This is a genomic window from Phyllobacterium myrsinacearum (genome assembly GCF_014138285.1).
In the GTDB taxonomy this organism is placed as follows: domain Bacteria; phylum Pseudomonadota; class Alphaproteobacteria; order Rhizobiales; family Rhizobiaceae; genus Phyllobacterium; species Phyllobacterium myrsinacearum_A.
On record NZ_JACGXN010000001.1, the window covers coordinates 459,875 to 486,717 of the forward strand.

The following is a 26,843-nucleotide window of genomic DNA, read 5'->3' on the forward strand; positions in this document are numbered from 1 at the left end:
AGCTATGATTCCACAAATGCTCCCGACACTCTAACGAGTTGTCGGCCAATTGAAATCTTTCATTTGCCAAAAAATTTGGCAGCCTCAAAAATTGCCGCATAAACGTGCTTGCAACAATGCATCTGCCCGCATAGCATCCGCGCCGATGGTTTCTCCGGCAAGACAACGCGGGAGATGAAAAGGGAACACGGTGAGGCGTACCCAAAAGGGACCGAGACCGTGGCTGCCCCCGCAACTGTAAGCGATGAGCGACGCCTGACATGCCACTGACCGCAAGGTCGGGAAGGCAAGGCGAAGCAAGGATCCGCGAGCCAGGAGACCTGCCATCATATCTAGAATTCGAACCGGACGGGGTGTGCCGGGAGCGATGCGATGTTTCCCGCGCATGGTTCGCGTTGATGCATTGTCTGCGTTCCCTGACCTTTGTTCGAGAAACAATGGACAGGCATGACGACCGCCAACCACCAGATTATTGTCTGCACCCTGTGCAAGGCCACCGACGGCCTGTCGCGGCCGGGACAGCAACTTGTCGACAGGCTTCAGGCCGAACTCGGTGACCATCTCGCCTATGAGGTGCGTGGCGTTGGCTGCATGGCGGGTTGCGAACGCCCGTGCACAGTGGCGTTCCGCGCACCTGACAAAGCGCAGTATCTCTTCGGCGACATCGACCCTGATATAGACTTTACCGATCTCGTCGATTTTGCCCGGATATATCGCGACCTTACCGACGGCTGGTCCAAGGCGTCGCAACGCCCGCAAGGCCTTTACGACAAGACACTCGCACGCATTCCGGCGCACCTATGACATATCAAGCATTGACCAATGTTATAACGTTACTATACGACAACGATACACCGACAATAGCGCAACGGAATTTACCGGTTTGGGATCTGACACCATGTGCCTTGCCTGCAGTGACGGATATCCGTCCATGAGCCACCTCGCCCTGCGCGCCGACGAGGTGACGTTCCGCACCTCGGGCCAAATGCTCGTAGACGACGTATCGCTCGACATCGTGCGCGGTGCGCGTCTTGCCATCATCGGACCGAACGGTGCAGGGAAATCGACGCTTCTGCGTATGCTGGCCGGTCTGCTGCGTCCCACCTCCGGCCGCATCTATTTCGGCAATACGGCCATCGACCGGCTTTCGTCGAAGGAAAGAGCCAAAAAGTTTGCCTTCGTCGGTCAGAGTGATGCGCCGGACCCGCAGTTGCTGGTGGAGGATTATGTGTCTTTCGGCCGCATTCCGCATATTGGCACCCTGACCAGAGCGAAAGATCACGACATCGTGGCGGAGGCCTTGTTTCGCGCCAGGATCGCCGCGTTTTCGCGCCGTCCCATCGGTTCACTCTCTGGCGGAGAAAGACAGCGTGTACAACTGGCGCGTGCCATCGCCCAGCAGCCGGACATCCTGTTTCTGGATGAGCCCACCAATCATCTCGATCCGAAGGCGCGCAGCGAACTTTTGGCGCTCGTCGCCGGCCTCGACGTGACGACCATCGCAGTGCTGCACGATCTGCCGCTGGTCGCACCATTCGCCACCCATGTCGCCGTCATGCATAGCGCCCAACTGGTTGCATCAGGCACTCCCGATGAAACGCTGACGCCGCGTATCGTCAGCGACGTCTTTGATCTCGATGTCCTGCGCCTGCGTCATCCCTCGCAGGATCGCGATCTCATGGTGTTCGAAGCACCAGAGCCAACAACAAAACAAACTGCTCAGTTACGGAGAATTTGATGAAAAGAATATTGCTCGCCCTCGCATTGTCGGCGCTATCAGCACCCGCCTGGGCGTTTCCTGTCACGGTGGATAGTTGTGGCAAGCCCCTCACTTTTGATTCAGCGCCCAAACGTGCAGTCGTTCAGGACATCAATATGAGCGAAATGGCCTTCGCCCTACACCTGCAGTCCTCGATGGTTGGCGTATCCGGCATTACCGGCTGGTACAAGCTGGACGACGCGTTCAAGAAACAGCAGGGCTCCATTCCCGAGCTTGCGCCCAAATATCCGACCCTTGAAAATCTTATCGCGGTTGAACCCGATTTCTTCTTTGCCGGCTGGAATTACGGCATGAAGCCGGGCGGTGAAGTCACCCCCGACACGCTGGCGCCGCATGGCATCAAGACGCTCGAACTGACCGAAAGCTGTATCCATCTCGACAAGAATCGGCCTGCCGCCTCGATGGATCTGCTCTATGGCGACATGGAAAAGCTGGGCAAGATTTTCGATAGGGAAGACGAGGCCAACAAACTGGTCAACGACTGGAAGGCAGAGCTTGCCGCGATCAAGACCAAGATTGGTGACAAGAACGGCACCCGCGTCTTCCTTTACGATTCCGGCGAGGACAAGCCGTTCACGGCGGGCAAGTTCGCCATACCGACGGCGATGATCAGCGAAGCCGGGGGCACCAACATCATGGCCGATCTCGACACCAGCTGGGGCACCACCTCGTGGGAAACCGTTGCGACACGCAATCCGGAATTCCTTGTCCTTCTGGATTATCAGGATGATGCGGGCTACCAGAAGCTGCTCGACTTCCTCAAGTCCCATCCGGCGATGAAGGAAACCGATGCGGTCAAGAACAACCGCTTTGTTGCCCTGCGTTACGCCGAACTCACGCCCGGCCCGGCCAATATCGAAGCGATTGCCAAGATGGCCAAGGCCATGCATCCGGAAGCCTTCTGAGTGCATCTGCCTGTCCGTCAGCATCTGACACTTATGACGGGGGTGGTGGCCATTCTGGCCCTCGCCCTCGTATCCATTGCCTATGGCGCGACGGTTATTCCGCTCGGCGATGTGCTGCGCGCCCTCACCCATGCCGCTGGTCTCTCCGATACCGCCGTCAACGGTCCGGTCGGCAAGATCATCGTCGATCTGCGCCTGCCTCGGGTCATCCTAGCCATTTGCGTTGGCGCTGGGCTCGGTGTCATCGGCGCGCTGCTGCAAACCGTCACCCGGAATGATCTCGCCGATCCGTTCCTGTTTGGACTGTCCAACGGCGCTGCGGCTGGTGCAGTCTCGGTCATCACGGTCATCGGCGACCGCTTCGGCATCTGGACGCTGCCGGTTGCCGCGTTCTGCGGCGGCATGCTGGCGGCCATTGTCGTGCTGATGCTGGTACGGCGCGTGCAGGGACAGGGCCCGGAACGGCTGATCCTGGCTGGTCTTGCCGTCTCCTTCCTGTTTGCCGCGCTGACCAATTACATGGTGTTTGCCGGCGACCAGCGCGCCGCCCATTCCGTGATGTTCTGGACGCTCGGCGGCCTTGGTCTTGCCCGCTGGGAAAACCTGCCGCTCGCCCTTGTCGGGCTAGCCGCTATCCTCATCTACGCCCTTTACAACCATCGCAATCTCGACGCCCTGCTGGCGGGCGAAAACACGGCGGAAAGCCTTGGCATAAGGGTGACCCGCATCCGTAATACGGTGTTCATCGTCTGTGCCTTCTCTACCGCGATTTTTGTCTCGGTGGCGGGCGTCATCGGCTTCGTTGGCCTGATGATCCCGCATATTGCCCGGCGTTTTTCGGGTCAGCTGCATGCGGGATTGATTGTTACCTGTGCCCTGCTCGGGGCCCTGCTGATCCTGCTCAGCGATCTTGCTGCCCGCCTGCTGCTGGCACCGCAGGAATTGCCGATCGGCATTGTCACGAGTTCAATCGGTGCGTTTTTTGTGGTGACGATTTTGTTGAGAAAGCGGCCGGGGTAGATTGGATTGCAAAAGCCCCCTGCCTGATTCGTGGTTCGACCATGCGCAATGGCATTGCGATCAGGCTATAACCTGCCCCAGGCCACGAAATTCGGATTGGCGAAATCGGCATCATCAGCCTGATTGCGGCGGCCGTAGGTGAGCGGATTTCCATCCAGTGTCAGGGTTATGCCTCCGGCAGCCCGCAGGACCGCATCGCCCGCCGCCGTATCCCATTCCATCGTCCGGCCGAAACGCGGATAGATATCCGCCTCGCCCCGCGCCAGCAGACCAAATTTCAGCGACGATCCTACAGAAACACAGTCGGCGACACTGAATTTCTCCAGATAAGCATCCGTTTCCGGCGTGCGGTGCGAACGACTGGCAACTGCAATCAGTTCATCCGGCAGTTTGCGGCACGATATCGCCTTGCGTGCCGTCACAGACCCGTCTTCGCCGATGCTGACTTCTTCCGCACCACCGGCCCCGCCAATGAACAGGACGCCGCGCACCGGCGCATACACCACGCCGAGCACCGGCGCACCGTGCTCGATGAGGGCGATGTTGACCGTGAAATCACCGTTGCGGCTGACAAATTCCCGCGTCCCGTCAAGCGGATCAACCAGATAGAACCGTGCACCAAGATCACCCGGCACATGACCACCGGAAATTTCCTCTTCGGCCACGACGGGAATATCAGGCGTCGCCCTGCGCAAGGCTGCCTGAATGATAGCTTCGGCAGCGTGATCGGCCTCCGTCACCGGCGACTTGTCGTCCTTCAGTTCGAAATCACAGCCCTTGGCATAAATGCGCAGGATTTCCTGACCAGCGGCTATGGCAGTTGTTTCGAACAGGGCGAGCAGGCCCGGGTGGTCGAGGGTTGGAAGAGTGAATGTCATGCACCCCCCTCTGCCCTGTCGGGCATCTCCCCCGCAAGGGGGGAGATCACATCGACATCAACATTTTCACTTGGCATGCAATATCTCAGAACTGGTCGAAATAGCTGTGAAGGCTGATCTCCCCCCTTGCGGGGGGTCCGAAGGACGGGCGAGACCCGTGGCTCACCCGGGAGCCCGACAGGGCAGAGGGGGGTGAACAACACCGGTATCACCTAGATCGACCACGAACTTTGATCGTAGCTGAAAATGATGCCGTGGTCCGTCAGCAGCTTTTCCACCTCCGATGCAAGCACCTCTGTCGTCCTGCCAACCGTGTGCAGATGCAGTTCCGGATTCTCGGGCGCTTCATAGGGCGAGTCGACGCCGGTGAAATTCTTGATCTCGCCGCGCAGTGCTTTGGCATAGAGACCTTTCGGATCGCGGCGGGCGCATTCCTCGAACGGCGTATCAACAAAAACTTCGAGAAACTCGCCATCGGCGAGAAGTTCGCGCACCATGCGGCGCTCCGAACGGAACGGCGAAATGAACGAGACCAGTACGATCAGGCCAGCATCGACCATCAGCTTGGCGACTTCGCCGACACGACGGATGTTTTCCACCCGGTCCTCTTCGGTGAAGCCAAGGTCGCGGTTGAGCCCATGGCGCACGTTGTCACCATCGAGAATATAGGTGTGCTTGCCGAGCGACGAGAGGCGTTTCTCCATCAGATTGGCAATGGTTGACTTGCCGGAACCGGAAAGGCCGGTGAACCAAATGACCGCCGGTTTCTGGTTCTTCTGGTCAGCGCGCGATGCCTTGCTGACATCCAGCGCCTGCCAATGCACGTTGGATGCGCGGCGCAGGCCGAAGTCGATCATGCCCGCGCCGACAGTGGCGTTGGTAAGCCGGTCGATCAGAATGAACGATCCGGTCGAGCGGTTCGACTTGTATGGATCGAAGGCAACCGGCTCCTGCGTCGAAATGTTGACGACGCCGACTTCATTCAGGTCAAGCGATTTTGCCGCTTCCTGCGCGAAGGTGTTGATATCGATTCGATATTTGAGGTCGGTGATCGTGGCTGTCGCCTGATCCGTTTCCGTCCGCAGGATGTAGGAACGGCCGGGGATCAGCGCGTGTTCGGAGAACCAGACGAGATGCGCGGCGAACTGATCCGCCACTTCAGGGCGGGCGCCGGGTGCTACCAGCATATTGCCGCGTGACACCTCAACCTCATCCTCCAGCACCAGTGTGACCGCCTGGCCTTCAACAGCCCGGGCAAGGTCTCCGTCCTGCGTGACGACGCGCTTGACCCGCGAGGACTTGCCGGATTTGGCGACAACCACCTCATCTCCCTGTGACACGACACCGGACGCGATGGTACCGGAGAAGCCGCGAAAGTCGAGATTGGGCCGGTTGACATATTGCACCGGAAAACGGAACGGGCGCTCTTCATCCGCGTCGGCCAACGGCACGTTTTCAAGATGTTCGAGCAGTGCCGGGCCCTTGTACCAGGGCATGTTGGCGGAGGCGGAAATCACATTGTCGCCAAAGCGCGCCGATAGCGGAATGGGCTGGATCGACTGGAAGCCGAGCTTATCGGCAAAGGCCTGATAGTCGGCAACGATCCTGTCAAAAATCTCCTGGGAATAATCGACAAGATCGATCTTGTTGATGGCCAGAACGATGTTGCGGATGCCCAGCAGCGAGGCAATGAAACTGTGGCGGCGCGTTTGCCGCAAAATACCCTGACGCGCATCGACAAGCACAATGGCGAGATCGGCGGTGGAGGCACCTGTCGCCATGTTGCGGGTGTATTGCTCGTGACCCGGTGTATCGGCGACGATGAACTTGCGCTTGGGCGTCGAGAAGAAGCGGTAGGCGACGTCAATGGTGATGCCCTGCTCGCGCTCGGCCTCCAACCCATCCACCAGCAGCGCGAAATCAATATCCTCGCCATTGGTGCCGTGCTTGCGGCTGTCGTTCTGCAGGGCGGCCAACTGGTCCTCGAAGATCAGCTTGGTATCGTAGAGCAGACGGCCGATCAATGTTGACTTGCCATCATCGACCGAACCGCAGGTGAGGAAACGCAGCAGCGATTTCTTTTCCTGCTCGGCCATGTAGGCGCGGATTTCCTCGGCAGCGGAAGCCTCAATCGGGGCAACGGTGTTCATCAGAAATAGCCCTCGCGCTTCTTCTTCTCCATCGATCCGGCTTCATCCTTGTCGATCAAGCGGCCCTGCCGCTCCGATGTGCGGGCAATCAGCATTTCGCTGACGATTTCCGGCAATGTAACGGCATCGGATTCAATTGCGCCGGTCAGAGGATAGCAGCCCAGCGTGCGAAAGCGAACGAGCTTTTCCTGCAGCTCTTCGCCGGGCAGCAGTTGCATGCGCTCGTCGTCGCGCATGATCAGCATACCGTCGCGCTCCACCACGGGCCGCTTGGCCGCGTAATAGAGTGGAACGATCGGGATGTTCTCCTGCATGATGTACTGCCAGACATCGAGTTCGGTCCAGTTGGAAATCGGGAAGACACGGATGGATTCACCCTTGGCGACCCGCGTGTTGTAGATCTTCCACATTTCCGGGCGCTGGTTCTTCGGATCCCACGAATGCTGCGCATTGCGGAAAGAGAAAATGCGCTCCTTCGCCCGAGATTTCTCCTCGTCGCGCCGTGCGCCGCCGAAGGCCGCGTCGAAGCCATATTTGTCGAGCGCCTGCCGCAGGGCGACGGTCTTCATGATATGGGTATGGGTATTCGATCCATGCACGAAGGGGCTGATACCCTGTTCGATGCCTTCCTGATTGCTGTGCAGCAGCAGATCGAAACCAAGGCGCTTAGCCTCTGAATCACGAAACGCGATCATCTCCTTGAATTTCCACGTCGTATCGACATGCAGGAACGGAAATGGCGGCTTGGCCGGATAGAAGGCCTTCATCGCCAGATGCAGCATGACGGAAGAATCCTTGCCGATGGAATACAGCATCACCGGTTTGGAAAATGTTGCGGCAACCTCGCGGAAAATATGGATTGCTTCGGCTTCAAGACGCTGAAGATGCGTCAGGCTCTTGGTCATGAAAATCACTATCCACTGTGTTACGGGAACTCACGGTCCGTGCCGGCTCGATGCCATTCCGATTTCCAGATGTTCGCCGCAACAAATATCGATCCAGTTTTTCGGCTTCTTACGACTTGCCGATACGCGCGGCAACCATAGTGGAAGGCCTTGCCGGAAGAAAAGGATGGTTTCACAAGGCAAGGCAAATTCACGCCAATTTATTACTGCAAACACACCCAATATAAGAACATCATTTCAGTGAAGTTGAAAGCGAGAGTCTGACTTTTTCAAAAAAGCCAATCCGTGGAAAATTGATCCAGCACAAGGTATCGCCAAACCCCGATGAACGAAATTTATTTCAAGTTGTGCCCGACTGCCGCAACTTTAACGGAAGGTTACGTGTACATTACGATTGACCGGGATGAGCATCTCTCATAGATGCATCTGAAAATTAATGAATTTAAATTCACCCGAAGTTCCGGAATTAATTTCATGGACATTTGTACTTTCTGGTATGGGCCGCGTTTGCGGGAAGTTGACCGGGTCTGTCTGGCGTCAATGGTCATGACCGGACAGCGTGTCAAACTCTATGCGTTCGAAGCGATCGAGAACCTGCCGAAGGGTGTCGAGCTGCACGATGCATCGACTATTCTCGACAAGAAATACTTCCAGCGGATCGATCCGGATTTTCCAAATATTCCCAAAGCCAGCCGTGTCATCGGCCAGTTCAGCGACCTGTTTCGCGTGACGCTGATGAAAAAGCAGGAAGGCTTCTGGCTCGACACCGATATTTACCTGCTGAAGCAGTTTCATCCGGCAACGGACAAGCCATACCTTGCCCGGGAGAACTATTTCCGTCTGGGCGTTTCCGCCATGTACCTGCCGCCGGACAATCCTGTTATCGCGGAATTCGACAGGTATATGGAAGGAACGGAAATCGTTCCGTCCTGGCTGGGTTTCCGGCGCCGTGTGCTGCGTCCTGCATGGTTCCGCATGACCGGCCAGAAAGTCACGCCCGCAACCATCGGCATCACCACGTTCGCCAATGATGGTATCTCGCGGATGGCCAAGCGTTACGGTTTCTTCAAGGACGCCGCGCCGAAGGAGAATTTCTACTATTGGACCGCGCGTGATGCCTTGCGGATTTTCGACCCCGCCTATGGTCTTGAGCCGATCAACCATCCCGATTTCATCGGCTTCCACATCCACAAAAAGGGTCCGACGAACCAGCCTCCCCTCGAAGGGAGTTTTTACCACTGGGCCGTCAATCGGGTTGCCGATTATCTGTGAGGTTTGCAACCGAACCAGCATCGGTCAGGATTTCAGAAATATGCATTCTGACCAAATGAAACGTTTCATATTGACATTCCCATGATCTTCGGGCTCCTATTGGCCAGAGACGCTGCTATTGCGTTCACGCGATGAAACGTTTCATCGCCATGTTGGAGGACATGGCAAACAGCTGAACTGTCTTTTGTTATTCTGGGAGGAATACAATGAAATTCGCACACCTTATCGCCGCCAGCATTCTGGTCGGCACGCTCGCCATGCCCGCTGCCAGCTTTGCCGCCGACAAGCCCGTCGTCGGGCTCGTCATGAAGTCGCTCGCCAACGAATTCTTCAAGAACATGCTGGAGGGCGCCAAGGCCCATGAAGCCAAGCGTGGCGACTATACGCTCAAGGCTGTCGGCATGCAGTCCGAGACCGATGTCGAGACGCAGATCAATGCCATCGAAAGCTTCATCACCCAGAAGGTTGATGCCATCGTTGTGGCGCCTTCCGATTCCCGTGCTCTGGTTCCGCCGATCAAGCGTGCCGTCGATGCCGGTATCACCGTTGTCAATTTTGACGTGGCACTGGATGACAAGGCCAAGGAAGAGGCCGGGCTGAAGCTCGCCTTTGTCGGCCCTGACAACCGCGAAGGCGCCAAGATGGCGGGCGATGCACTGGCCAAGAAGCTCGGTGCAGGCGCAAAGGTCGTCATCATCGAAGGTAATCCCGGTGCCGACAACGCGGCCCAGCGCAAGCTCGGCTTCATGGACTCCGTTGCTGCAGGCAAACTTGATCTTCTGGACTCGCGCACCGCCCATTGGGAAACTGAAGAAGCCAACACCGTGTTCTCCAACATGCTGACAGCCCATCCTGACATTCAGGGCGTCATGGCGGCCAATGACTCCATGGTCCTGGGCGTTGTAAAGGCAATCGAAGCAGCCGGCAAAACAGGCAAGATCGAGGTTGTCGGCTTTGACAACATCCCTGCGGTTCAACCGTTGCTGAAGGAAAAGAAGCTTCTCGCCACGGTTGACCAGTTCGGTCAGCTGATGGCCGCCAATGCCATCGACAAGGCGCTTGGCGTTGTGGCTGGCGGCAAGCCGCTTGAAGGCTGGGTCAAGACCGATATCAAGCTCGTTACATCGGACGACGTCAAGTAACACGGTCAAACAAGCGGCTGTACCGCTCAAGGTACAGCCGCCAACCGGGTCCGGTGATCATGGAAAACACTGAAACAGCAGGCGCATCGGCTCCAGCACCGGCAGGTGCTGTTGTTGAACCAGTGCTAGAGCTCTCGGGTGTCAAGAAACGCTTCGGCGGCGTTGTCGCGCTGAATGGCGTCAGCTTTTCGCTGCGCCCCGGCGAGGTGCATGCACTTGTCGGGGAAAATGGCGCGGGCAAGTCAACGCTGATCAAGATTCTGTGCGGAATTATCCAGCGGGATGCCGGGTCAATCACGCTCGGCGGTGAAGCTTATGACCCGCACACACCGGGCGATGCCAAAAAGGCCGGCATTCAGGTGGTGCATCAGGAATTCAATCTGCTGCCCTATCTTTCCGTCGCCGAAAACATCTGTTTCGAAGACATGCCGCGCAAGGCGTTCGGCATGGTTGATTTCCGCACGCTTTATGAAAAAGCCCGCAAGGCGCTGGATGCTATCGGGCTGGGTGATGTCGATGTGCGACGGCCGGTGGAATCCCTCGGTGTGGCGCACCGCCAACTGGTGGAAATCGCCCGTGCACTGATGGGTGAAAGCCGCATTCTCATTCTGGATGAGCCGACGGCAACGCTGACCGCGCGCGAAACCGAACGGCTGTTTCAGATCATCGCCGCCCTGAAGGCCAAAGGGGTCGCGGTGGTGTTTGTCTCGCATCATCTCAATGAAGTGTTCTCGATCTGCGATCGGGTTACCGTCCTGCGCAACGGCGAATCCGTCATGACGGCGGATATCGCGGCAACAACGACCGATCAGCTCGTGACGAACATGGTGGGACGCCAGCTTGCTGCTGCCATGGCCGCTTCCCGCGATCTCGACACGGGCGGCCGTACCGCCCTCTCCCTGCGCAATCTGCGCCACCCCGCCTCTCCCCATGCGGAAGGCGTTTCCTTCGATCTTCGCTATGGCGAAATTCTGGGGATTGCCGGGCTCGTCGGCTCCGGCCGCACCGAATTGCTGCGCTCGATCTTTGCCGCTGACCTTCCCCTGTCCGGAACACTCGAACGCGACGGCCAGCCGCGTCGCTACAGCAATCCGAAGCAGGCCATTCGCGATGGCATCGGTTTCGTCACGGAAGACCGCAAGGAAGAAGGCCTGATCCTTGACATGGCGATAGCAGCCAATGTGACGCTGGCGAGCCTGCGCAAGGTCTCGCGGCTTGGCCTTCTCAACAAGCGCGAAGAAACCCGGTTGGCACAGCAACTCGGCGGAGAGATCAAGCTGAAATACGGCAATACCGCCGATCCGGTCTCCACGCTGTCAGGCGGGAACCAGCAAAAGGTGGTGCTGGCCAAATGGCTGGCGAACAATCCGAAGATCCTGCTGCTTGACGAGCCGACGCGCGGCGTCGATGTGGGCGCCAAGGCCGAAATCTATGCGCTGCTGCGTGGCCTTTCGGAAAAAGGCCTCGCGCTTCTCATTGTCTCCTCGGAACTGCCCGAACTGATCACCCTCAGCGACCGCATTCTCGTCATGTCGAAACACCGGATTGCCGGTGAAGTGGCGCGCGAGGACTTTTCGGAAGAGCGCATCCTGAACTTTGCCTACAAGGACGAACGCAACCATGGACACCACTGATTTGACTACGGCGCCCGCGGGCAGCAAGACCATCGCAACCACGACAAAGACCGTGCTACGCGAAGCAGGCATCGGCATCGCGCTCATCGCATTGATTATCGTCTTTTCCTTCACGCCGCACTTCCTGTCATCAAGCAATGTCACCAATATCCTGACGCAGGTGACGATCAATCTGGTGCTTTCCATCGGCATGACCTTCGTCATCCTGATCGGCGGCATCGACCTGTCCGTGGGTTCGGTTCTGTCCTTCTGCGCCGTGGTCGCGGGCACGGTCATGACCTTGCCGGGGCTTGATCCTGCCGTGGCCGTGTTCCTCGCCACCATCAGCGCCATCGTCGCCGGCATCGGCTTCGGCCTCCTCAACGGCCTGATCAGTGCCTGGTGGGCGATCCCCTCCTTCATCGTGACATTGGGAACGCTGAACATTGCCCGCGGCGCAGCGCTGCAGGTCACCAATGCATCGACCATCTATTCCTTTCCCGCAGCATTCAACGCCTTCGGCTCGCAGACCTTCTATGGCATTCCGCTCCTGTTCCTGATTGCGCTAGTACTGGTGGCGATCGGCTGGTTCGTCCTGACCAAGACCGTGTTCGGCCGCGTGCTCTACGGCATCGGCAACAATGAGGAAGCGGCCCGTCTCGCCGGACACAACGTGTTCTTCTACAAGGTGGCGGCATTCACCATCTGCGGTGTGCTCGTCGGCATCGGCGCCATCATCTACATGGCCCGCCTCAACATCGCGAGCCCGATCATCGGGATCGGTTTCGAGCTCAATGCCATCGCGGCTGTCATCATCGGCGGCACCAGCCTGAGCGGCGGGCGCGGCAGCGTTGTTGGCACCCTGCTCGGCGCCTGCATCATCGGCGTGCTCGCCAATGGCCTCATCCTGCTCGGCCTCAGCGATTTCATGCGCCAGATGATCACCGGATTTGTGATTATCCTTGCAGTAATCCTTGACAAATATCGTGAAAGATTGACGAAAGCATAGGGGATATGGCGTTGCCGGCTTCAGACGGCACCCGCAACAGGTCAGGCATGAGAAGATGGTCAACATCAAGGATGTAGCAGCACGGGCCAATGTTTCCGTCGGCACTGTTTCGCGCGTGCTGGCGAAGAACGAGACTGTCGGCAAGGAGTTGCGCGAACTGGTGGAAGCCACCATCCGCGAGCTGAATTTCCGGCCGAATGGCGTGGCGCGCGGCTTGCGCCGCAGCCGCACGGACATGATCGGGCTTGTCATACCCGATATTACCAACCCGTTCTTTGCCGAACTGGCCAAACATGTCGAGGCGATTGCCTCAAGTGCCGGTTTCTCGGTGCTTTTGTCGATTACCAATGATGATCCGAAAATCGAACTGGCACAGATCGACAGCCTGCTCAAAAGCTATCCCACGGGTCTTATCGTCGTGCCGACGCAGTTCGGTGCATCGAAAGGCTGGAGCAGCGATGTGGCAACGGTTGCCGTTGACCGGCGCTTTACCGGCCTGCCGCTCATTTCAGTCAATCATTACAGGGGGGCTGGTCTTGCCGCGGCGCACCTTGTCGCGCTGGGCCACGAGCGCATTGCCTATATTGCCGGCTCGGCTGATGCACCGGTTTCCCGCGAACGGCGCGCCGGTTTTCTCAATACGCTCGCGTCTGCAGGCGTGCGGTGTGAAGCCGTCGAAGGACATTTCGATTATGCCTCGGGTGAGACGCTCGGGCGTTTCCTGCTCGACCGTCCCCCGCATGAGCGCCCAACCGCCATTGCCACGGCCAGCGACCAGCAGGCCATCGGGCTGCTGCGTGCCGCCAGCGATCTTGATCTCAAGGTGCCGGATGACGTGTCGATCATCGGTTTCGACGATATTCCATTGGCCAATCTGGTGACGCCGCGCCTGACCACCATCAGCCAGCCTGTCGAGCAGATTGCAGCGCGAGCGTTTGCCGCGATCACTGGTGCCGACAATGTGCCTTTGCAGGACGACTATCTCGAAGCAACGCTTGTGGTGCGTGGTTCAACGGCTGCGCTGTTGCAGGTTTGAAACGTGGTGTGACCCCGCTTGATGCAACCATCAATAAAAGATATCAGACCGCTTCCGGCGGGATCACACCCTTGGTGAGGATAAAACAGCCGTAGAAACGGCGCTCGCCCGTGGCAATCACGCAATAGGCGTTCTTGGCGTGTTCATAGAAAGCCATCCGGTCGATGGAGACCATCGGCCAGTGCTTGCCCTCGGCGGCATCGATTTCCGTCTGCATTTCTTTCTGGACGTCAGGAATCTCATCGGGGCTGCCGACGATTTCCATGCGCGCTGCGGCATCGTCGATGAATGTATCGAGCGGCATGACAGAGAGAATGGCCTTGGCGGCACGCGGTGCGCTCACATTATCAATCCGCAGCAGTCGACCGAGACGGGTCTGCCGGGCAATGGAATCACCGGGGAAATTCGTATCGCAAATGACCAGACGGTCGCCGTGTCCCATGGATTTCAGCGCATAAAGAACATCGGCATTCAGCAGCGGATCAAGATTTTTCAGCACGATTATTTCCTCATTCTTCCGGGTATTGGCCTTAGGCCTTGTTGGCAGCGATGAAGGCTTCGAATTCCGCCGTCGTCGCGTAGGATTTCTGCGTGCCGGGACGCGTGATGGAATCCGCTGCATAGAGCGCGGCCTTTTTCAGCGACGCTTCGAGCTCCCGGCTCTCGACATAGAAGCGGGCAAAGCTGCCGATGAACGCATCGCCGGCACCTGTTGTGTCCTTCGGCTTGACCTTGACCGGCTCGATCATGGTCGACTTGTCAGCCGTGATCAGCCGCGCACCGCGCGAGCCCAATGTAACGATGACAGTGCGGATACCCCGGGCTATCAGCGCATGGGCAGCCTTCTCGATCTGTTCGTCCGTATCGGTGGGCATGCCTGTCAGCAATGCCAGCTCGCTCTCGTTCGGTACCACGAAGGTGACCTTTGCAACCTTCGCCGCGTCCAGTTCAGGCGCGGCCGGTGCGGGATTGAGGATGGTCTCGATGCCATGCTTCTCGGCGAAGGCGGCAGTGTAGTAGACCGTCTCCAGCGGCACTTCGAGCTGCATCAGGATCAGGTCGCATGTCTTGAGATCTTCAGCCGCCGCATCGATGTCGGCAGGCTTCAGGTCGTTGTTCGCGCCCTTGATGATCAGGATCGAATTCTCCCCTGACTCATCGACAAAAATGGGCGCGACGCCGCTCGACTGTCCTGCCACCGTGCCGACATGGCTGATATCCACGCCATTGCTTTTCAGATTGTCGATGGTGCTCTGACCGAAGACGTCATCACCCACTTTGGTCACCATCATCACCTCGGCACCAAGCCGGGCGGCGGCCACCGCCTGATTGGCGCCCTTGCCGCCGAACCCCATGGCGAATGCCGGTGCTTCCAGTGTTTCGCCGGGCGCCGGCATGCGGATGATCGACGTGACGAGATCGGTCATGTTGCTGCCAACGACTGCAATGCGACGAGCCATATGTGTATTCCTTGTCTTCTTCGGTATGTTCGAAAATGCTCTATATCAATGATCCCGCGAAAGGAACACGGCTTTACCTGTCCGTGTTCCTAAAGGCATTGAGGGCAATGACGAGGAGCAGGAAGCCGCCCCAGATGAAATCGATCAGGTGGTTGGAAAACCGCAGTATCTGGAAGCCCGAAGACAGCAGCATGAGCGCGATCAGCGCGATGGATACGCCAAGCACCCTGCCCTTGCCGCCAGCCGGATTTGTTCCGCCCAGTACGGCAATCAAAATGGCCTGCAGGAGATAGGACGCGCCGTAATCGGACTTGGCCGCATTGGTCCGGCCCGACAGGATGACACCCGCGATGGCCGCAAGAAGCCCGGTCATCATGTAGGAGTAGAAAATCATCCGGTCCTTGCGCAGCCCGGCAAAGATCGCGGCGCGCGGATTGGTGCCGATCAGCATTAGATTGACGCCCAACGTGGTGCGCGTCAGCAGAACAGCGACTGCACCAGCGACGACGACAAAGAGGATAAATGGCGTGGCAATGCCCAGAATCTTGCCGTTGCCGATGAAATTCCACGCATCGGGAAAGCCGACAATCGCCGGGCCACCGGTCAGAACCACCGCAAGGCCGGTAAAAATCTGCCCGGTGCCCAGCGTCGCCAGAATAGGCGTGATGCGCAACTTGGAAATGAGGAAGCCATTGAGCACCCCGGCCAGAAGACCAATGGCGAGCGCCATCAGGACGCCAATACCGGTATAGAGCAGCAGCATGCCCGTCGACTGACTGGTTCCGACGATCACCGAATGAAAGAACACACCGGCCAGAATACCGGCGAGATTGGCAATGCCCACCACGGAAAGATCAATGCCGCCCGTGAGCATGGCGATCATCATGGCAATGGCGAGGATGCCAAGCTCCGGCATGATGTAGGTGATGGACTCGAAATTATAATAGCGCAGGAACTTGTCCGGGTTGAGATAGGACATCAGCGCAAAGACGAGCACGGTGATGACGAGCAGTTGCAGGATGTTGCGGTCCTGTCCGAAAATACGCTTGGCGAATGAGCTGTTTTGCATGATGACGTTCCCTGCTCTCACACCAGTTTCTTGCGGTCGCGCCAGGCGGTCAGCGCTGTCGCGACAATGATGATCAGACCGACGACGACGCGTTGCCACGTGGTGTCGACCTTCATGATGATCAGGCTGTTCTTGACCATGACGAGCATGAACACCCCGAGCAGCGTACCGATGACGCTGCCACGCCCGCCGAAGATCGACGCACCGCCAAGCACGACGGCAGCGATGACATCGAGTTCGAGACCGGCGAAATCACGCGGGTTGGCCAGCCAGATCATCGAACCATGCAGGAGGCCGGCAAAACCAGCCAGTGCGCCCGCAAAACAATAGACGAAAATCAACGTGCGGCGGGTGTTGAAGCCGACACGATTTGCCGCCTCCGGTGCGCCGCCCAGCGCAAAAATGCTGCGGCCCGCCAAGGTGTAACGCAGGAAAAGGTGGGTGACGAGCGCCAGGCCGAGATAGATGAGGATCATCGCTGTCAGGCCGAAATTGGTGCCGGTGGCGGAGGTCAGGCTGACCAGATCGGTCTTGGCGAACGCGATCAGCTGCTGAGGCATCTTGTCGATATTGATGACACTTGTGCCGACGAGACCAAGCAGCAATCCGCGTACGACGCTGCCTGTACCCAATGTCACGATCAGCGGTATCATCCGGAATGTGTGGATGAAAAACGCATTGAACGCACCGAGAAAAAGCCCGATCAGGGTCGCGGCGACAAACGGCAGAAAGACACCTTCATAACCCGTATAGATCATCAGCTTGATGGTCAGGTACATGGCGGCAGCGGCAAAGGCGGTGAACGACACATCAATGCCGCCCGAGATCATCACCACGAGAACGCCAAGCGCCATGATGCCGATAATGACATTGCTGCGCAGAAGCCCGAACAGATTGTCCAGCGACCAGAAGGCCGGGTTGATCAATCCAATGATGATCATGGCGGCAAAAAGGATGCACGCGATGATGAATTCCGATCGGCGAAACAGAGTCATTTCAAGGCCTTCAGGCGGTCGTTTAAAGCGTCTTCATTCAAAGCACCAGGACCGATTTCATCGACGAAACGGCCACGATGCATGACGATCACACGGTTGCAGTTCTGCACCAGCTCGGGCACATCGTCCGAGATCATCAGCACGGCAAGGTCGTTCTGGGTGGCGAGTTCGCGGATCTTGCGGTGGATCTGCGCCTTGGAGCCGACGTCGACACCGACGGTGGGACCGTTGAGGATCAGCACCCGCGCACCGGTCAGCAGCCAGCGTGCCAGCACCACGCGCTGCTGGTTGCCGCCGGAGAGATGATTGACCGGCGTATAGGGTCCGGGCGCGGCAATCTGCATGGCGCCAAACATGGAGGTGGTTGCCTCCGCCGTCTTCTTGCGATCGATGAACAGACCGCGCACAAAATTGTCGAGGGAGGTTGCCAGCATGTTGCGCTCGATCGACTGGGTCAGGAACAACCCTTCGGTCAACCGGTCTTCCGGTACGTAAGCCAGCCCGCTGGCAATGGCCTCCTGCACGGTCTTCGGGTGCACGCTGTTGCCATCCACCTTGACGGTCCCGGTGAATTTGGGATGCATCCCGAACAGTGCCAGGGCCAGCTCCGTACGGCCGGAACCGATGAGCCCGGAAAGGCCGACGATCTCGCCCGCATGCAGCGTCAGATTGATATCATCAAGCCCGCCTGCAATGCCCAGATTGCGCACATCGAGACGGGGAACAATATCGCCCTTCGACTGCTCCCAGCGATAGACCTGATCGGTCAGATCGTGCCCGGTCATGGCGCGGGTGATCGCAGGCTCGTCGAAATCGCCGATCGGGCCTTCGGCAACCTTTTTTCCGTTGCGCAGGACGGTCAGCCGTTCACTGATTTCCAGCATCTCGCGCATCTTGTGGCTGACGAACAGAACAGCAATGCCTTGCGCCTGAATATCACGCACAATGCGAAACAGCGCATCGACCTCATGGCGGGTCAGTGCCGTCGTCGGCTCGTCCATGATGATCAGGCGTGCATCGGCCATGACAGCCCGGGCAATGGCGACGATCTGCTTGCCGGATGTCGGCAGCGTTTCGACGTCCGCATCCAGATCCATGGCCACGCCAAGACGGGCGAGCGCCTTTTCAGCCAGTTCGCGCACACGCCGCCAGTTCACGGTGCGCTTGCCCTCCAGCAGCAATGTATTGAGCGCCAGATTCTCAGCTACCGTCAAATTTCCGAACAGGGAAAAATCCTGATAGATGACCTGAATGCCATGCTGCACCGACTGCGCAGGCGTCATGCCGGACACCGGCTTGCCATCAATCAGGATTTCACCATCGGTCGGCTGGTAAACACCGGCCATGATCTTGATGATTGTTGATTTGCCGGAGCCGTTCTCACCCGCCAGACAGTGAATTTCACCCGGCTTGATCGACAGCGATACCGAATCCAGAGCCACGAGGCCACCGAAACGCTTACCGATATTTTTCAGTTCCAGAAGGTGTTCGCTCATGCTTTTCCTCTTTACCCCCCTCTGTCCGACAGGACAGAGGGGAGTGATAAGCATCCGTTAAAAGTTGTAATCGCCCATATTGGCAGCGGTCACGCCAACCCAGCCTGCACCATAGAGCAGGTTTGGTTTGGATGCGTCCGGGACGAGCAGGCTGTTATAGCCGGGCAGACCGAGATCTAGACCAGCCTTGATCAGATCGGTCTTCTTTTCCAGTGCCATGACAGCGAGTTCGTTCATGGCATAACCGGCAACAGCCGGGTCCCAGAACTGGATGTACTGGATGTCGCCATTCTTGAGATACTGACCAGCAACCGAAACGAGACCCGTACCGGCAAAGAACACCTTGCCCTTCAGGCCGCCTTCAGCGATCAAACGGCCGGCACCAGCAGATGTCGGCATGGGCGCGCCCAGAATGCCTTTGACATCCGGATAGGTGGTCATGGCTTCCTTCAGCTTTGTGTAGTCCTGATTGGCGTCGTCATAGGTTTCCAGACGTTCTGTGGCCAGCGACATCTCGGGGAAATTCTTCTTCTGGTATTCGATGGCGCCGTCGATCCAGTCCATTTGTGACTTCGAGGTCAGGCTGCCGACCGTGGCGAGGTACTTGCCCTTGCCGCCCATGTCCTTGGCCAGAACTTCCATCAGCTTGGCGCCATAGGCCTTGTTGTCAAAGGCTTCGAGCTCGTAATCGACATTGACGATGTTGGAGGCTTCGTGGGCAATGACGACGATGCCGCGATCGCGGGCCTTTTTCAGAACAGGCTCAACCGCCTCCACCGAGAACGGCACGATGCAGATGGCATCAACGCCCTGCGCGATGAGATTTTCAACGATCTGCACCTGTGCGGCGGCATCGGCCTGGCTCGGCCCGACCATCCACGCATCGGCACCGGTCTCCGACTTGAATTGTTCAACGCCCGTGCGCATGCGGTCAAACCAGGCAATGCCATCGACCTTGACGACAGTGGCAATCGAATAAGTTTTGCCGCTGGCAGAGGTGACGTATTCCTTCTTCACCTTGGATGTATCAACGGCACTGTCGGCCATTGCAGGCGCGGCCAGTGCCGCAACGATGGCGAGTGATGCGAGCAGTTTTTTCACAGGTTTATCCTCCCTTGGTTTTACCCTATTTTTTCCGGACCGCGCGTGAGCGGCAGCCCTGAAATCCTTACCTCAATCGCGGAAAACGCTGTCGACGTGGCAATGTGCATCACATCCGGCCTGCGCATCGCTGCGTGCCGTCCTTGGGTGCCAAATTCTACCAGATTGATTCACACCTCTGATCCTCCCGAACCGGTGTAAATGCGCTTCTCCCTGCGATTCATGCCTTATGAAACGTTTCATTTAACATTTCGGATCGTACGGGACTTGTCAATACGACTCCACCGAGATTGAACAAATGTTTACTGAAAGATTGAATTGTCGCGGAATTATCACACAGCCATCGCCGGGAAATCATACTCATCGCCATGAAAATGGTTTGCCGCATTGATCCCCGGCAACGCGTCTTGGTATGAGTGACGTTCAAGAATGGGGTTTCATACAATGACAAAGGGCAAGGTCCTCGTCACAGGTGCTTCCGGTTTCATCGGACAGGAGCTTGTGCCTTACTTGATGGCAGCCGGTTATCAGGTGACGGGCGCTTCACGGTCCTCGGGCAGCGGAGCAATCCTGCCGATTGAAACAATTCCCCTCCCCTTGCCCGCTGCGCCTGACGACGACTTTACGCAGCTGCTTGCCGGCTTTGATCACGTGGTGCATCTGGCCGCGATTGCTCACACGCGGCTGCCGGACGCCGCGCAATTGTATCATGACGTGAACTGCATCCTCGCTGCCAAGCTTGCCAAGGCTGCGGACCAGACGATAGACGGAAAGCTCGTGTTTCTATCGTCAATCCGCGCGCAGGCAGGACCGATCCAGGACGGCCTTGTTACGGAGCTGTCGACTCCTCGGCCAACGGACGATTACGGCCGGGCAAAACTGGCTGCCGAAGCTGAAATCGCGAAGGCAATGCCGAAACGCAATTTCACGATCCTGCGCCCCGTTCTCGTGTACGGCCCGGGCGTGAAAGGCAACATGGCTGCCCTGATCAAAATCGCGGCCCTTAGAATGCCCCTGCCGTTCCAATCGCTGACGGGGCAGCGCTCCGTGCTTGACCGCTCGGCTCTCTGCCGGGCCGTGCTGCACAGCCTGCAAAGCACGAATACCGACGGCGGCATCTATATCGTGGCGGACAAGAACCCGATGACGGCAGCCGGGATCATCACAGCCATAAGGCGCGGCATGGGTCGACATGCCGGGCTGTTCGCCCTGCCCGCAGCGCTGCTGCATCTTGCAGCTCTGATCACCGGTCAGAACCAGCGCTGGCACACACTCAACGGCCCTCTCGTCGCAAGCGCCGCATTGCTGGAATCAACGGGCTGGGAGCCGACCATCGATTCCGGATTGCGGATCGGGCAATCGGTTTTGCAGAAAAGCAGCGTGACCGAATACGCGTGATTTCGATTTACATGAATATATTCAATGGATTGATTGCTGTTGTGACATGGCTGGGGCGCCTGGATTCGAACCAGGGAATGGCGGTACCAAAAACCGCTGCCTTACCACTTGGCTACGCCCCAAAATGTCGATGCAGGTGCATTCCACCGCATGACAGCGCGGCCTTATAACCTCTGGTTCCGGCTTGCGCAACGTGAATGATTGGCCAGTTTGTCGCTCTTCACAATTGTTTCGGCATTATTTTCATGACAAGGGTGGAGCAATCGACAGCCCTGTAAATTGAGGACGACATTTTCTTGCCTCTCATTCTCTCCCTCGTCCTTGCCGCAGCCATAGGCAGCGCCCTCCTGCTGGTTGTCCTCATCAGGCTGCTGCCAGGTCATTTCCTTGCCGCGGGAATCAACGAACGCTCCAACCACACCCAGCCGGCGCGCCAGCTTGGCGGCCTTGCCATTGTACCAGTGGTTGTGGCGCTCCTCTGGCTGTTCGGCGCTCAAACGGGTCTTGAGCAGCGCTTACTCATCTCCGTGACCATTGGTGCCCTCATCCTCTGGATAACGGGAATGCTTGACGACGGGCATCATTTACCGGAAAGCGTCAGGATCGTCACACAGGTGATTGCATCCTGCCTTTGCATCTATGGTCTTGGCCCGGATTTCCGCCTGTTGCCGGATTTTCTTCCCGTCCTGCTCGAGCGCGGTCTGCTCGTCCTGGCGCTGGTTTATTTCATCAACCTGACCAACTTCATGGACGGACTCGACCTGATGGTCGTTTCCGGCATGGGCATTCCGCTGGCCTTTCTCGCTGCGTTTGCAGTCTTTGGACTGACGGGCATGGCCTCCGGCAGCATTGCTGCGGCAATAGCCGGAGGACTGGCGGGGTTTGCCGTGTTCAACCGCCCCAAGGCCACGGTTTTTCTGGGTGATTCAGGCAGTCTGCCGCTGGGGCTCCTGTGCGGCCTCGCCTTTTTCATGGCCGCCCGCGACATGCGCATCGCCACCGGGCTCATCCTGCCCCTGTTTTTCATTGCCGATGCCACAACAACGCTGATCAAGCGTCTCCTCGAAGGCGACAATATTTTCGCGGCCCATTCCAAACATGCCTATCAGATTGCAAAACGCTCCGGATGGAGTATCTGGCAGGTGGTGCTGACCGTGGCGGCACTGAATATTGTTCTTGGCATCTGCGCTTGGGCTGCGGGTTCAACCAATATTCCGGTCCGGCTGATCGGCATTTTCGTGGCTGTCGTCTGCGTCGCAGCCGTGCTGTTGCGTTTCCGTAAACAGACGTCCGCGTGATCAGAGCCTGCGGAAGACAGCAGCGAGATAAAGCCCGATCTGGCCTGGAAGGGTCTGTCGGTAAACTCCCGACTGGTGCAGGGCGAGAATGCGCCGGATGAAATTATCAGATCTCACCTTCCAGTAGAGATCGCAGATCGCCTGCGCTTCACTGGTCAGCAAATCCCGGTTGCGCACCAGTCCCTGAATATTGATGTCCGCCTGATCAGCAAAACGATCTGCGAACAACGACCGCAGGACCGCAAGTTGCGCCTGCCACCCCTCTCCCGGGTTGGGCTGACGGTCACGCACCAGGGGCTGCGGGTCGAAATGCACGACCCCGCCCGCGCCTGACACAATCAGGTACAGCCACCAGTCGTGACTGGAGAAGGGCGTGGTCCGGCAGGACTCCACGAGAAGCGCATGCGCCATCCGGTTGAACAGCATCGTGTTGCCGCCGGCAATATTCTGAACCAGCGCGTTGCGAAATTCCGTGGGCTGCGAATAAAGCGGAGACGAACCGACAATGGCACCATTATCGGTGATTTTCAGCGTTCGTGAACAAAATACAGACGGGACAGCAAAGGCATTGTGCTCGATCCAGCGAATGGATGTTGCCAGTTTTTCCGGCTCCCAGATGTCATCCTGATCGGCGAACGCATAATAATCCGCCTGTATAGCCGGGTTGGTGATCAGCGACCGGATGTTCTCTGCACGCCCCTCGCCGGGACCGGGCAAAAGAGTGACACGGCCTTTCGTCCAGCACTTCGCCCACTGTTGCAGGATCAGCCGGCTCTCATCCGTTGACCCGTCGTCCGAAATCCACAGATCAATATCCGGATAGGTTTGCGCTGCGATCGAAGCGAGCTGCCCGTCGAGAAATGCCGCACCGTTGAATGTTCCCAAGAGGACGGCAACGGTCCCTGATGATGGTGCCCTTTTCAACAGCCCGCAATCCCGCTTTATGTCTTCTACCGGTCATTCAGTGCTGTTGTTTCTGCACGTGAATATGGCCAAGATTGAGGTGACGCCTAGCTGGTGGCGTGCTCGAAAAGCAGGACCCTGATGGCATCAGGGTCCTGCTTTGCGATGAGTTCACGCAGCCCTGCGACGGCAGCCGGCAGATGATCAGCCGAAGCGACCCGCCGTGTGGCACGCAGAATCTTGGAGTGGACCGTCGCCGAAACACCTGTCGGATCGTAAAAAAGCTCCTCATGCAGCTTTTCGCCATCCCGGATGCCGATCGTGACAACCTCGATATCCCCATCCGGATTTTGGGCGTCCTTCACGGACAAGCCCGCAAGCAGGATCATGTTTTCGGCCAGATCGCGGATACGCACCGCCTCACCCATTTCCAGAAGCAGGATATCACCGCCTTCAGAGAGCGCTCCCGCCTGGATGATCAACTCGGCAGCTTCCCGTACCGACATGAAATAGCGGGTCATTTCGTCATGGGTAACGGTCAGCGGACCGCCCTGCGCGATCTGTTCGCGAAACAGCGGAACGACCGAGCCGCTGGAGCCGATCACATTACCGAAACGTACGCAGGTAAAAATCTGGCCGGTGCCGCGTTTTTTTGCCTCGTCGCCATTATAGCGCACGATGAGCTCGGCCCAGCGCTTGGTGGCACCCATGATGTTGGATGGCCGCACCGCCTTGTCCGACGAGATGAGGACGAAATTGCGGACACCTGCCTCGCGCGCCACTCCCGCCAGCACATCGGTTCCTATGACGTTGTTCCGCGCGCCTTCAACGACGTTTTCCTCAACCAGCGGCACATGCTTGTAAGCGGCACAATGATAGACATTCTCCACCTTGTGCTGTTCGAGCACCACCTTGAGCAAGGCACCATCGCTGATCGAGCCAAGAACAGGCACCAGGACACAATCGCTGATAACGGAAAGTTCGCGCTGAAGCTGATAAATACTGTGCTCGTTCACGTCGAAAAGCACGAGTTTCGCCGGGGCCAGCTTGACGATGGTCCGGCAGAGTTCCGAGCCGATGGAGCCCCCCGCGCCTGTCACCAGCACAACACGGTTCTCGACCGTCTTGTCGAGCAGATCCGGGTCGGCAGGCACGGGCGACCGGCCCAAAAGGTCGTCAATATCAATATCGCGCAGATTACTGACGATGTATTTTCCGGCGGTCAGATCGGAAATAGCGGGCAGAATGCGCACTTTCACGTTCAGTGATTTGAGCTTGCCGATCAACAAACGACGCTGCGTGCCGCTCAAGGATGACGTGGTCACGATCATTTCGTTGATACCGAAATTATCGATCAGCGTCTCAATCATGGCGGTCGGGTAAACCCGGATGCCAAGAATATCCATGCCCTGCAGACTGCTGTCGTCATCAATAAAGCCGGCAACGAAGACTTCATTCTGCGCTTTGAGCGCATTGGCCAATTGCCGGCCTGCATCGCCTGCACCGAAGATAAGGCACTGTCGGGAAAGCAGTTTCTCGCGCAAGGGGCTCCACAGCAGCCATTTTGCGGCAAACCGGCTGCCACAGATCAGAACGACGCTGAGAACCCAGTAAAGAAACGGAACGGCGCGGGGTACACCCTCGGCACCGGTCATTTGCGTGAGAAACGCCACGACCACCCAGATAATGACAGCAAAGGTCACAGCCTGAATCATCGTCCAGATGGCCTTATCAGGCAGATAGCGGATAACGGCCCGATAAAGACCAAAGCGGATGAACACCGGAGACGCAATCAGGGGCGCGGCGATCATCAGCATCGCCTGCTCGGTATTGGGCATGAAAAGGGTGTTGAATCTCAGCACATAGCTGAACCAGGCCGCAAACATCAGCACCACCACGTCAAAGCTGACAAGGAGGACCTGTTTATAACGACGCGGCATCATCGAGATGCGTTGCCGAAAATTTTCCAATTTCATTGATCCTCGGTGCTAACGGAATGCCTGGATGGCGTGAGAAACTGCAGTTTTTCTTAAAGTCCAATTTAAGGCATTTGTGAGATACGCCAACCATCCTTAAAACCCTAAATGCCTTCCAGACCAGTAACATAGGGTTACATAAATGCAATGATCGTATGATGGTCTATCAACCATCCCCTTTCCTGAACTTTATCCAACACAGGCTGGCAGCGTTTATCCTTGGCTTTTCCCAACAACGGAACAAGACCCATGGTACAGACTTCGAACCTCCAGCTTCCCTATATCGCTCCGTCGCAGGCCCAGAAACACGTCACCCACAATGAGGCCATCCGGGCACTCGATGCTCTGGTACAGCTTTCCCTTATCAGCAGGACGCTGAAGGAACCGCCGGCCAAGCCAAAGGAGGGAGACCGGTATTTCATCCCATCAGGCGCTTCAGCTGCATGGGGCGGCAAGGACGAGCAAATCGCCGCGTGGCAAGACGGCGCCTGGGCCTTTTTCAAGCCACAGGACGGATGGTGCGCATGGATGATTGCCGAGAACTGCCTTGCCGTTTTCAATCAGGGGCAATGGACCGATATGCACACCGGAACAAACCCCGTTGACCTCGTGGGCATCAATGCGCGGGCGGATGATGCAAACCGCCTCAGCCTGAAAAGTGCAGCCTCCCTGTTCGATCATGTCGGCAACGGGCATCAGCTCAAGATCAACAAGGCGGGCGACCAGCAGCTCGCTTCCATTCTCTTCCAATCGGGTTATCAGGGGCGGGTTGAGATCGGCACGATCTGGAACAGGGATTTCTCCATCAAGGCGAGCATCGACGGCAAGGACTGGCGGGATATCATGCTCGCGGACAACAAGACCGGGGCGGTGCAGTTTCCCGGCGGTATCGCGCAGGCCAGGACGGGCAAAAAACTGTGCGGTCTGATCTTTTTACCCCATGGCGGCATCAATGCCGTTCTCGAACCTGCCGCCGGCACCGCTGTCTGCGCGTCAATCTCGGCCGATCTGGTTTCCCTGAAAAGCAAAGCTGCATCCGGCATCTTTGCCCCGGGCATGCGGGATTCCGCACTGATTCGTATCTGGAACACGAGCAAATCTCCGGTTCAGTCCGCCTGGGTAAAATGGGATACCGCTGCCGACCAATTGCAGGTCAGTGATCCCGCGCACATCCGGCAATGGGTAGCAGGCGATACGATCCAGACGATCGATCCCGTCAGCCAGAGCATCGCCATCGATATCTCTCCGCTCATGCAAAAACAGCTCGGCGGGGTCTTTCCTCAGGATGGGGTGTTGCTGGGCACCGCGGGCGGGGATCTGACCATTGCCTGCTTTATTGCTTCACCGGTGTCGGCGACCAATCTGATTATCTTCAAAGCTGAGGATCGCAAGCGATTCAATGTGATCGGTGTTTATGGGTGAGTGGTATTTCTGTTG

Annotated in this window: 23 protein-coding genes, 1 tRNA gene and 1 riboswitch; of the genes, 12 read left to right on the forward strand and 12 right to left on the reverse strand. The window is 57.7% G+C overall.

Translation table 11 applies throughout. The annotated features are described in order from the left end of the window. Positions 1 to 129: 129 nt before the first annotated feature. Positions 130 to 342, forward strand: a riboswitch (cobalamin riboswitch). A gap of 105 nt (positions 343 to 447) precedes the next feature. From FHW16_RS02375 to FHW16_RS02390, 4 genes are all read left to right on the forward strand, one after another. Next, the gene (locus FHW16_RS02375; protein WP_182547562.1) at positions 448 to 804 is read left to right on the forward strand and encodes a DUF1636 family protein; all 357 of its coding nucleotides are present in this window, start codon (positions 448 to 450) and stop codon (positions 802 to 804) included. 127 nt (positions 805 to 931) lie between these two features. Further along, the gene (locus FHW16_RS02380) at positions 932 to 1,738 is read left to right on the forward strand and encodes an ABC transporter ATP-binding protein (protein ID WP_182547563.1); all 807 of its coding nucleotides are present in this window, start codon (positions 932 to 934) and stop codon (positions 1,736 to 1,738) included. Continuing rightward, positions 1,738 to 2,685, forward strand: a complete 948-nt coding sequence (locus FHW16_RS02385; RefSeq protein ID WP_182547564.1) for an ABC transporter substrate-binding protein — start codon at positions 1,738 to 1,740, stop codon at positions 2,683 to 2,685. The genes FHW16_RS02380 and FHW16_RS02385 overlap by 1 nt, the downstream gene beginning before the upstream one ends. Positions 2,686 to 2,718: 33 nt before the next feature. Continuing rightward, positions 2,719 to 3,705, forward strand: a complete 987-nt coding sequence (locus tag FHW16_RS02390) for a FecCD family ABC transporter permease (RefSeq protein ID WP_182548880.1) — start codon at positions 2,719 to 2,721, stop codon at positions 3,703 to 3,705. 65 nt (positions 3,706 to 3,770) lie between these two features. Here FHW16_RS02390 and cysQ read toward each other — a convergent pair whose 3' ends face one another. The 3 genes from cysQ to cysD form a co-directional block, all read right to left on the reverse strand. Continuing rightward, positions 3,771 to 4,583, reverse strand: a complete 813-nt coding sequence (gene cysQ, locus FHW16_RS02395; RefSeq protein WP_182547565.1) for a 3'(2'),5'-bisphosphate nucleotidase CysQ — start codon at positions 4,581 to 4,583, stop codon at positions 3,771 to 3,773. A gap of 212 nt (positions 4,584 to 4,795) precedes the next feature. Further along, complete coding sequence (cysN, locus tag FHW16_RS02400; RefSeq protein WP_182547566.1) at positions 4,796 to 6,733, reverse strand: sulfate adenylyltransferase subunit CysN; 1,938 nt, start codon at positions 6,731 to 6,733, stop codon at positions 4,796 to 4,798. After that, complete coding sequence (gene cysD / locus FHW16_RS02405; RefSeq protein WP_182547567.1) at positions 6,733 to 7,638, reverse strand: sulfate adenylyltransferase subunit CysD; 906 nt, start codon at positions 7,636 to 7,638, stop codon at positions 6,733 to 6,735. The genes cysN and cysD overlap by 1 nt, the downstream gene beginning before the upstream one ends. A 474-nt stretch (positions 7,639 to 8,112) precedes the next feature. Between cysD and FHW16_RS02410 the strand changes: the two genes are divergently transcribed. From FHW16_RS02410 to FHW16_RS02430, 5 genes are all read left to right on the forward strand, one after another. Beyond that, a complete protein-coding gene (locus FHW16_RS02410) occupies positions 8,113 to 8,910 on the forward strand; it encodes a hypothetical protein (protein WP_182547568.1) in 798 nt (265 codons plus the stop codon). Positions 8,911 to 9,116: 206 nt separating this feature from the next. Next, positions 9,117 to 10,052, forward strand: coding sequence for a sugar ABC transporter substrate-binding protein (locus FHW16_RS02415; RefSeq protein WP_182547569.1), 936 nt, complete (start codon positions 9,117 to 9,119; stop codon positions 10,050 to 10,052). 59 nt (positions 10,053 to 10,111) lie between these two features. Next, positions 10,112 to 11,686 carry a sugar ABC transporter ATP-binding protein gene (locus FHW16_RS02420; RefSeq protein ID WP_182547570.1) on the forward strand — a complete coding sequence of 525 codons (1,575 nt, stop codon included), beginning with the start codon at positions 10,112 to 10,114 and terminating at the stop codon, positions 11,684 to 11,686. Continuing rightward, entirely contained in the window at positions 11,673 to 12,674 is a 1,002-nt protein-coding gene (locus FHW16_RS02425; protein ID WP_182547571.1) for an ABC transporter permease, read from the forward strand. Before FHW16_RS02420 ends, FHW16_RS02425 begins: the two co-directional genes overlap by 14 nt. Positions 12,675 to 12,729: 55 nt before the next feature. After that, positions 12,730 to 13,710 (forward strand): LacI family DNA-binding transcriptional regulator, encoded by a 981-nt coding sequence (locus FHW16_RS02430; RefSeq protein WP_182547572.1) that lies wholly within the window; start codon positions 12,730 to 12,732, stop codon positions 13,708 to 13,710. Between the two features lie 43 nt (positions 13,711 to 13,753). On the opposite strand, the gene FHW16_RS02435 is transcribed toward FHW16_RS02430, so the two are convergent. The 6 genes from FHW16_RS02435 to FHW16_RS02460 all read right to left on the reverse strand — a co-directional run bounded on the left by FHW16_RS02435 (position 13,754) and on the right by FHW16_RS02460 (position 19,831). Next, the gene (locus FHW16_RS02435; protein WP_182547573.1) at positions 13,754 to 14,209 is read right to left on the reverse strand and encodes an RbsD/FucU domain-containing protein; all 456 of its coding nucleotides are present in this window, start codon (positions 14,207 to 14,209) and stop codon (positions 13,754 to 13,756) included. A 31-nt stretch (positions 14,210 to 14,240) separates the two neighbouring features. Beyond that, entirely contained in the window at positions 14,241 to 15,170 is a 930-nt protein-coding gene (rbsK, locus tag FHW16_RS02440) for a ribokinase (RefSeq protein WP_182547574.1), read from the reverse strand. A gap of 73 nt (positions 15,171 to 15,243) precedes the next feature. Further along, entirely contained in the window at positions 15,244 to 16,239 is a 996-nt protein-coding gene (locus FHW16_RS02445) for an ABC transporter permease (protein ID WP_182547575.1), read from the reverse strand. A 17-nt stretch (positions 16,240 to 16,256) separates the two neighbouring features. Beyond that, entirely contained in the window at positions 16,257 to 17,234 is a 978-nt protein-coding gene (locus FHW16_RS02450; RefSeq protein WP_182547576.1) for an ABC transporter permease, read from the reverse strand. Beyond that, the gene (locus tag FHW16_RS02455) at positions 17,231 to 18,730 is read right to left on the reverse strand and encodes a sugar ABC transporter ATP-binding protein (RefSeq protein WP_182547577.1); all 1,500 of its coding nucleotides are present in this window, start codon (positions 18,728 to 18,730) and stop codon (positions 17,231 to 17,233) included. The genes FHW16_RS02450 and FHW16_RS02455 overlap by 4 nt, the downstream gene beginning before the upstream one ends. Before the next feature lie 57 nt (positions 18,731 to 18,787). After that, the gene (locus FHW16_RS02460) at positions 18,788 to 19,831 is read right to left on the reverse strand and encodes a substrate-binding domain-containing protein (RefSeq protein WP_182547578.1); all 1,044 of its coding nucleotides are present in this window, start codon (positions 19,829 to 19,831) and stop codon (positions 18,788 to 18,790) included. Between the two features lie 444 nt (positions 19,832 to 20,275). Here FHW16_RS02460 and FHW16_RS02465 point away from each other — a divergent pair, with 444 nt between their 5' ends. Further along, positions 20,276 to 21,229, forward strand: coding sequence for an NAD-dependent epimerase/dehydratase family protein (locus FHW16_RS02465; RefSeq protein WP_182547579.1), 954 nt, complete (start codon positions 20,276 to 20,278; stop codon positions 21,227 to 21,229). Between the two features lie 47 nt (positions 21,230 to 21,276). Here FHW16_RS02465 and FHW16_RS02470 read toward each other — a convergent pair. Next, a tRNA-Gln gene (locus FHW16_RS02470) sits at positions 21,277 to 21,351 on the reverse strand. A gap of 174 nt (positions 21,352 to 21,525) precedes the next feature. Here FHW16_RS02470 and FHW16_RS02475 point away from each other — a divergent pair. Continuing rightward, positions 21,526 to 22,527, forward strand: a complete 1,002-nt coding sequence (locus FHW16_RS02475; RefSeq protein ID WP_182547580.1) for a glycoside hydrolase — start codon at positions 21,526 to 21,528, stop codon at positions 22,525 to 22,527. Here FHW16_RS02475 and FHW16_RS02480 read toward each other — a convergent pair whose 3' ends face one another. Together FHW16_RS02480 and FHW16_RS02485 are read right to left on the reverse strand one after the other, a co-directional pair. After that, positions 22,528 to 23,451: a glycosyltransferase gene (locus FHW16_RS02480; protein ID WP_182547581.1), complete on the reverse strand. Its 924-nt coding sequence runs from the start codon at positions 23,449 to 23,451 to the stop codon at positions 22,528 to 22,530. Positions 23,452 to 23,537: 86 nt separating this feature from the next. Further along, positions 23,538 to 25,406: a nucleoside-diphosphate sugar epimerase/dehydratase gene (locus FHW16_RS02485; protein WP_182547582.1), complete on the reverse strand. Its 1,869-nt coding sequence runs from the start codon at positions 25,404 to 25,406 to the stop codon at positions 23,538 to 23,540. A gap of 249 nt (positions 25,407 to 25,655) precedes the next feature. Between FHW16_RS02485 and FHW16_RS02490 the strand changes: the two genes are divergently transcribed. Continuing rightward, positions 25,656 to 26,828 carry a DUF2793 domain-containing protein gene (locus tag FHW16_RS02490; RefSeq protein ID WP_182547583.1) on the forward strand — a complete coding sequence of 391 codons (1,173 nt, stop codon included), beginning with the start codon at positions 25,656 to 25,658 and terminating at the stop codon, positions 26,826 to 26,828. The last annotated feature ends 15 nt before the right edge of the window (positions 26,829 to 26,843 follow it).

What these genes read in the sequence shown, in the direction of transcription:
- FHW16_RS02390 (WP_182548880.1), top strand. Translation starts at nt 2,719, where the DNA reads ATGACGGGGGTGGTGGCCATTCTGGCCCTCGCCCTCGTATCCATTGCC.
- FHW16_RS02380 (WP_182547563.1), top strand. Translation starts at nt 932, where the DNA reads ATGAGCCACCTCGCCCTGCGCGCCGACGAGGTGACGTTCCGCACCTCG.
- FHW16_RS02490 (WP_182547583.1), top strand. Translation starts at nt 25,656, where the DNA reads ATGGTACAGACTTCGAACCTCCAGCTTCCCTATATCGCTCCGTCGCAG.
- rbsK (WP_182547574.1), bottom strand. Translation starts at nt 15,170, where the DNA reads ATGGCTCGTCGCATTGCAGTCGTTGGCAGCAACATGACCGATCTCGTC.
- cysQ (WP_182547565.1), bottom strand. Translation starts at nt 4,583, where the DNA reads ATGACATTCACTCTTCCAACCCTCGACCACCCGGGCCTGCTCGCCCTG.
- FHW16_RS02410 (WP_182547568.1), top strand. Translation starts at nt 8,113, where the DNA reads ATGGACATTTGTACTTTCTGGTATGGGCCGCGTTTGCGGGAAGTTGAC.
- cysN (WP_182547566.1), bottom strand. Translation starts at nt 6,733, where the DNA reads ATGAACACCGTTGCCCCGATTGAGGCTTCCGCTGCCGAGGAAATCCGC.
- FHW16_RS02415 (WP_182547569.1), top strand. Translation starts at nt 9,117, where the DNA reads ATGAAATTCGCACACCTTATCGCCGCCAGCATTCTGGTCGGCACGCTC.
- FHW16_RS02455 (WP_182547577.1), bottom strand. Translation starts at nt 18,730, where the DNA reads ATGAGCGAACACCTTCTGGAACTGAAAAATATCGGTAAGCGTTTCGGT.
- FHW16_RS02450 (WP_182547576.1), bottom strand. Translation starts at nt 17,234, where the DNA reads ATGACTCTGTTTCGCCGATCGGAATTCATCATCGCGTGCATCCTTTTT.
- FHW16_RS02485 (WP_182547582.1), bottom strand. Translation starts at nt 25,406, where the DNA reads ATGAAATTGGAAAATTTTCGGCAACGCATCTCGATGATGCCGCGTCGT.
- FHW16_RS02420 (WP_182547570.1), top strand. Translation starts at nt 10,112, where the DNA reads ATGGAAAACACTGAAACAGCAGGCGCATCGGCTCCAGCACCGGCAGGT.
- FHW16_RS02430 (WP_182547572.1), top strand. Translation starts at nt 12,730, where the DNA reads ATGGTCAACATCAAGGATGTAGCAGCACGGGCCAATGTTTCCGTCGGC.
- cysD (WP_182547567.1), bottom strand. Translation starts at nt 7,638, where the DNA reads ATGACCAAGAGCCTGACGCATCTTCAGCGTCTTGAAGCCGAAGCAATC.
- FHW16_RS02375 (WP_182547562.1), top strand. Translation starts at nt 448, where the DNA reads ATGACGACCGCCAACCACCAGATTATTGTCTGCACCCTGTGCAAGGCC.
- FHW16_RS02445 (WP_182547575.1), bottom strand. Translation starts at nt 16,239, where the DNA reads ATGCAAAACAGCTCATTCGCCAAGCGTATTTTCGGACAGGACCGCAAC.
- FHW16_RS02465 (WP_182547579.1), top strand. Translation starts at nt 20,276, where the DNA reads ATGACAAAGGGCAAGGTCCTCGTCACAGGTGCTTCCGGTTTCATCGGA.
- FHW16_RS02425 (WP_182547571.1), top strand. Translation starts at nt 11,673, where the DNA reads ATGGACACCACTGATTTGACTACGGCGCCCGCGGGCAGCAAGACCATC.
- FHW16_RS02385 (WP_182547564.1), top strand. Translation starts at nt 1,738, where the DNA reads ATGAAAAGAATATTGCTCGCCCTCGCATTGTCGGCGCTATCAGCACCC.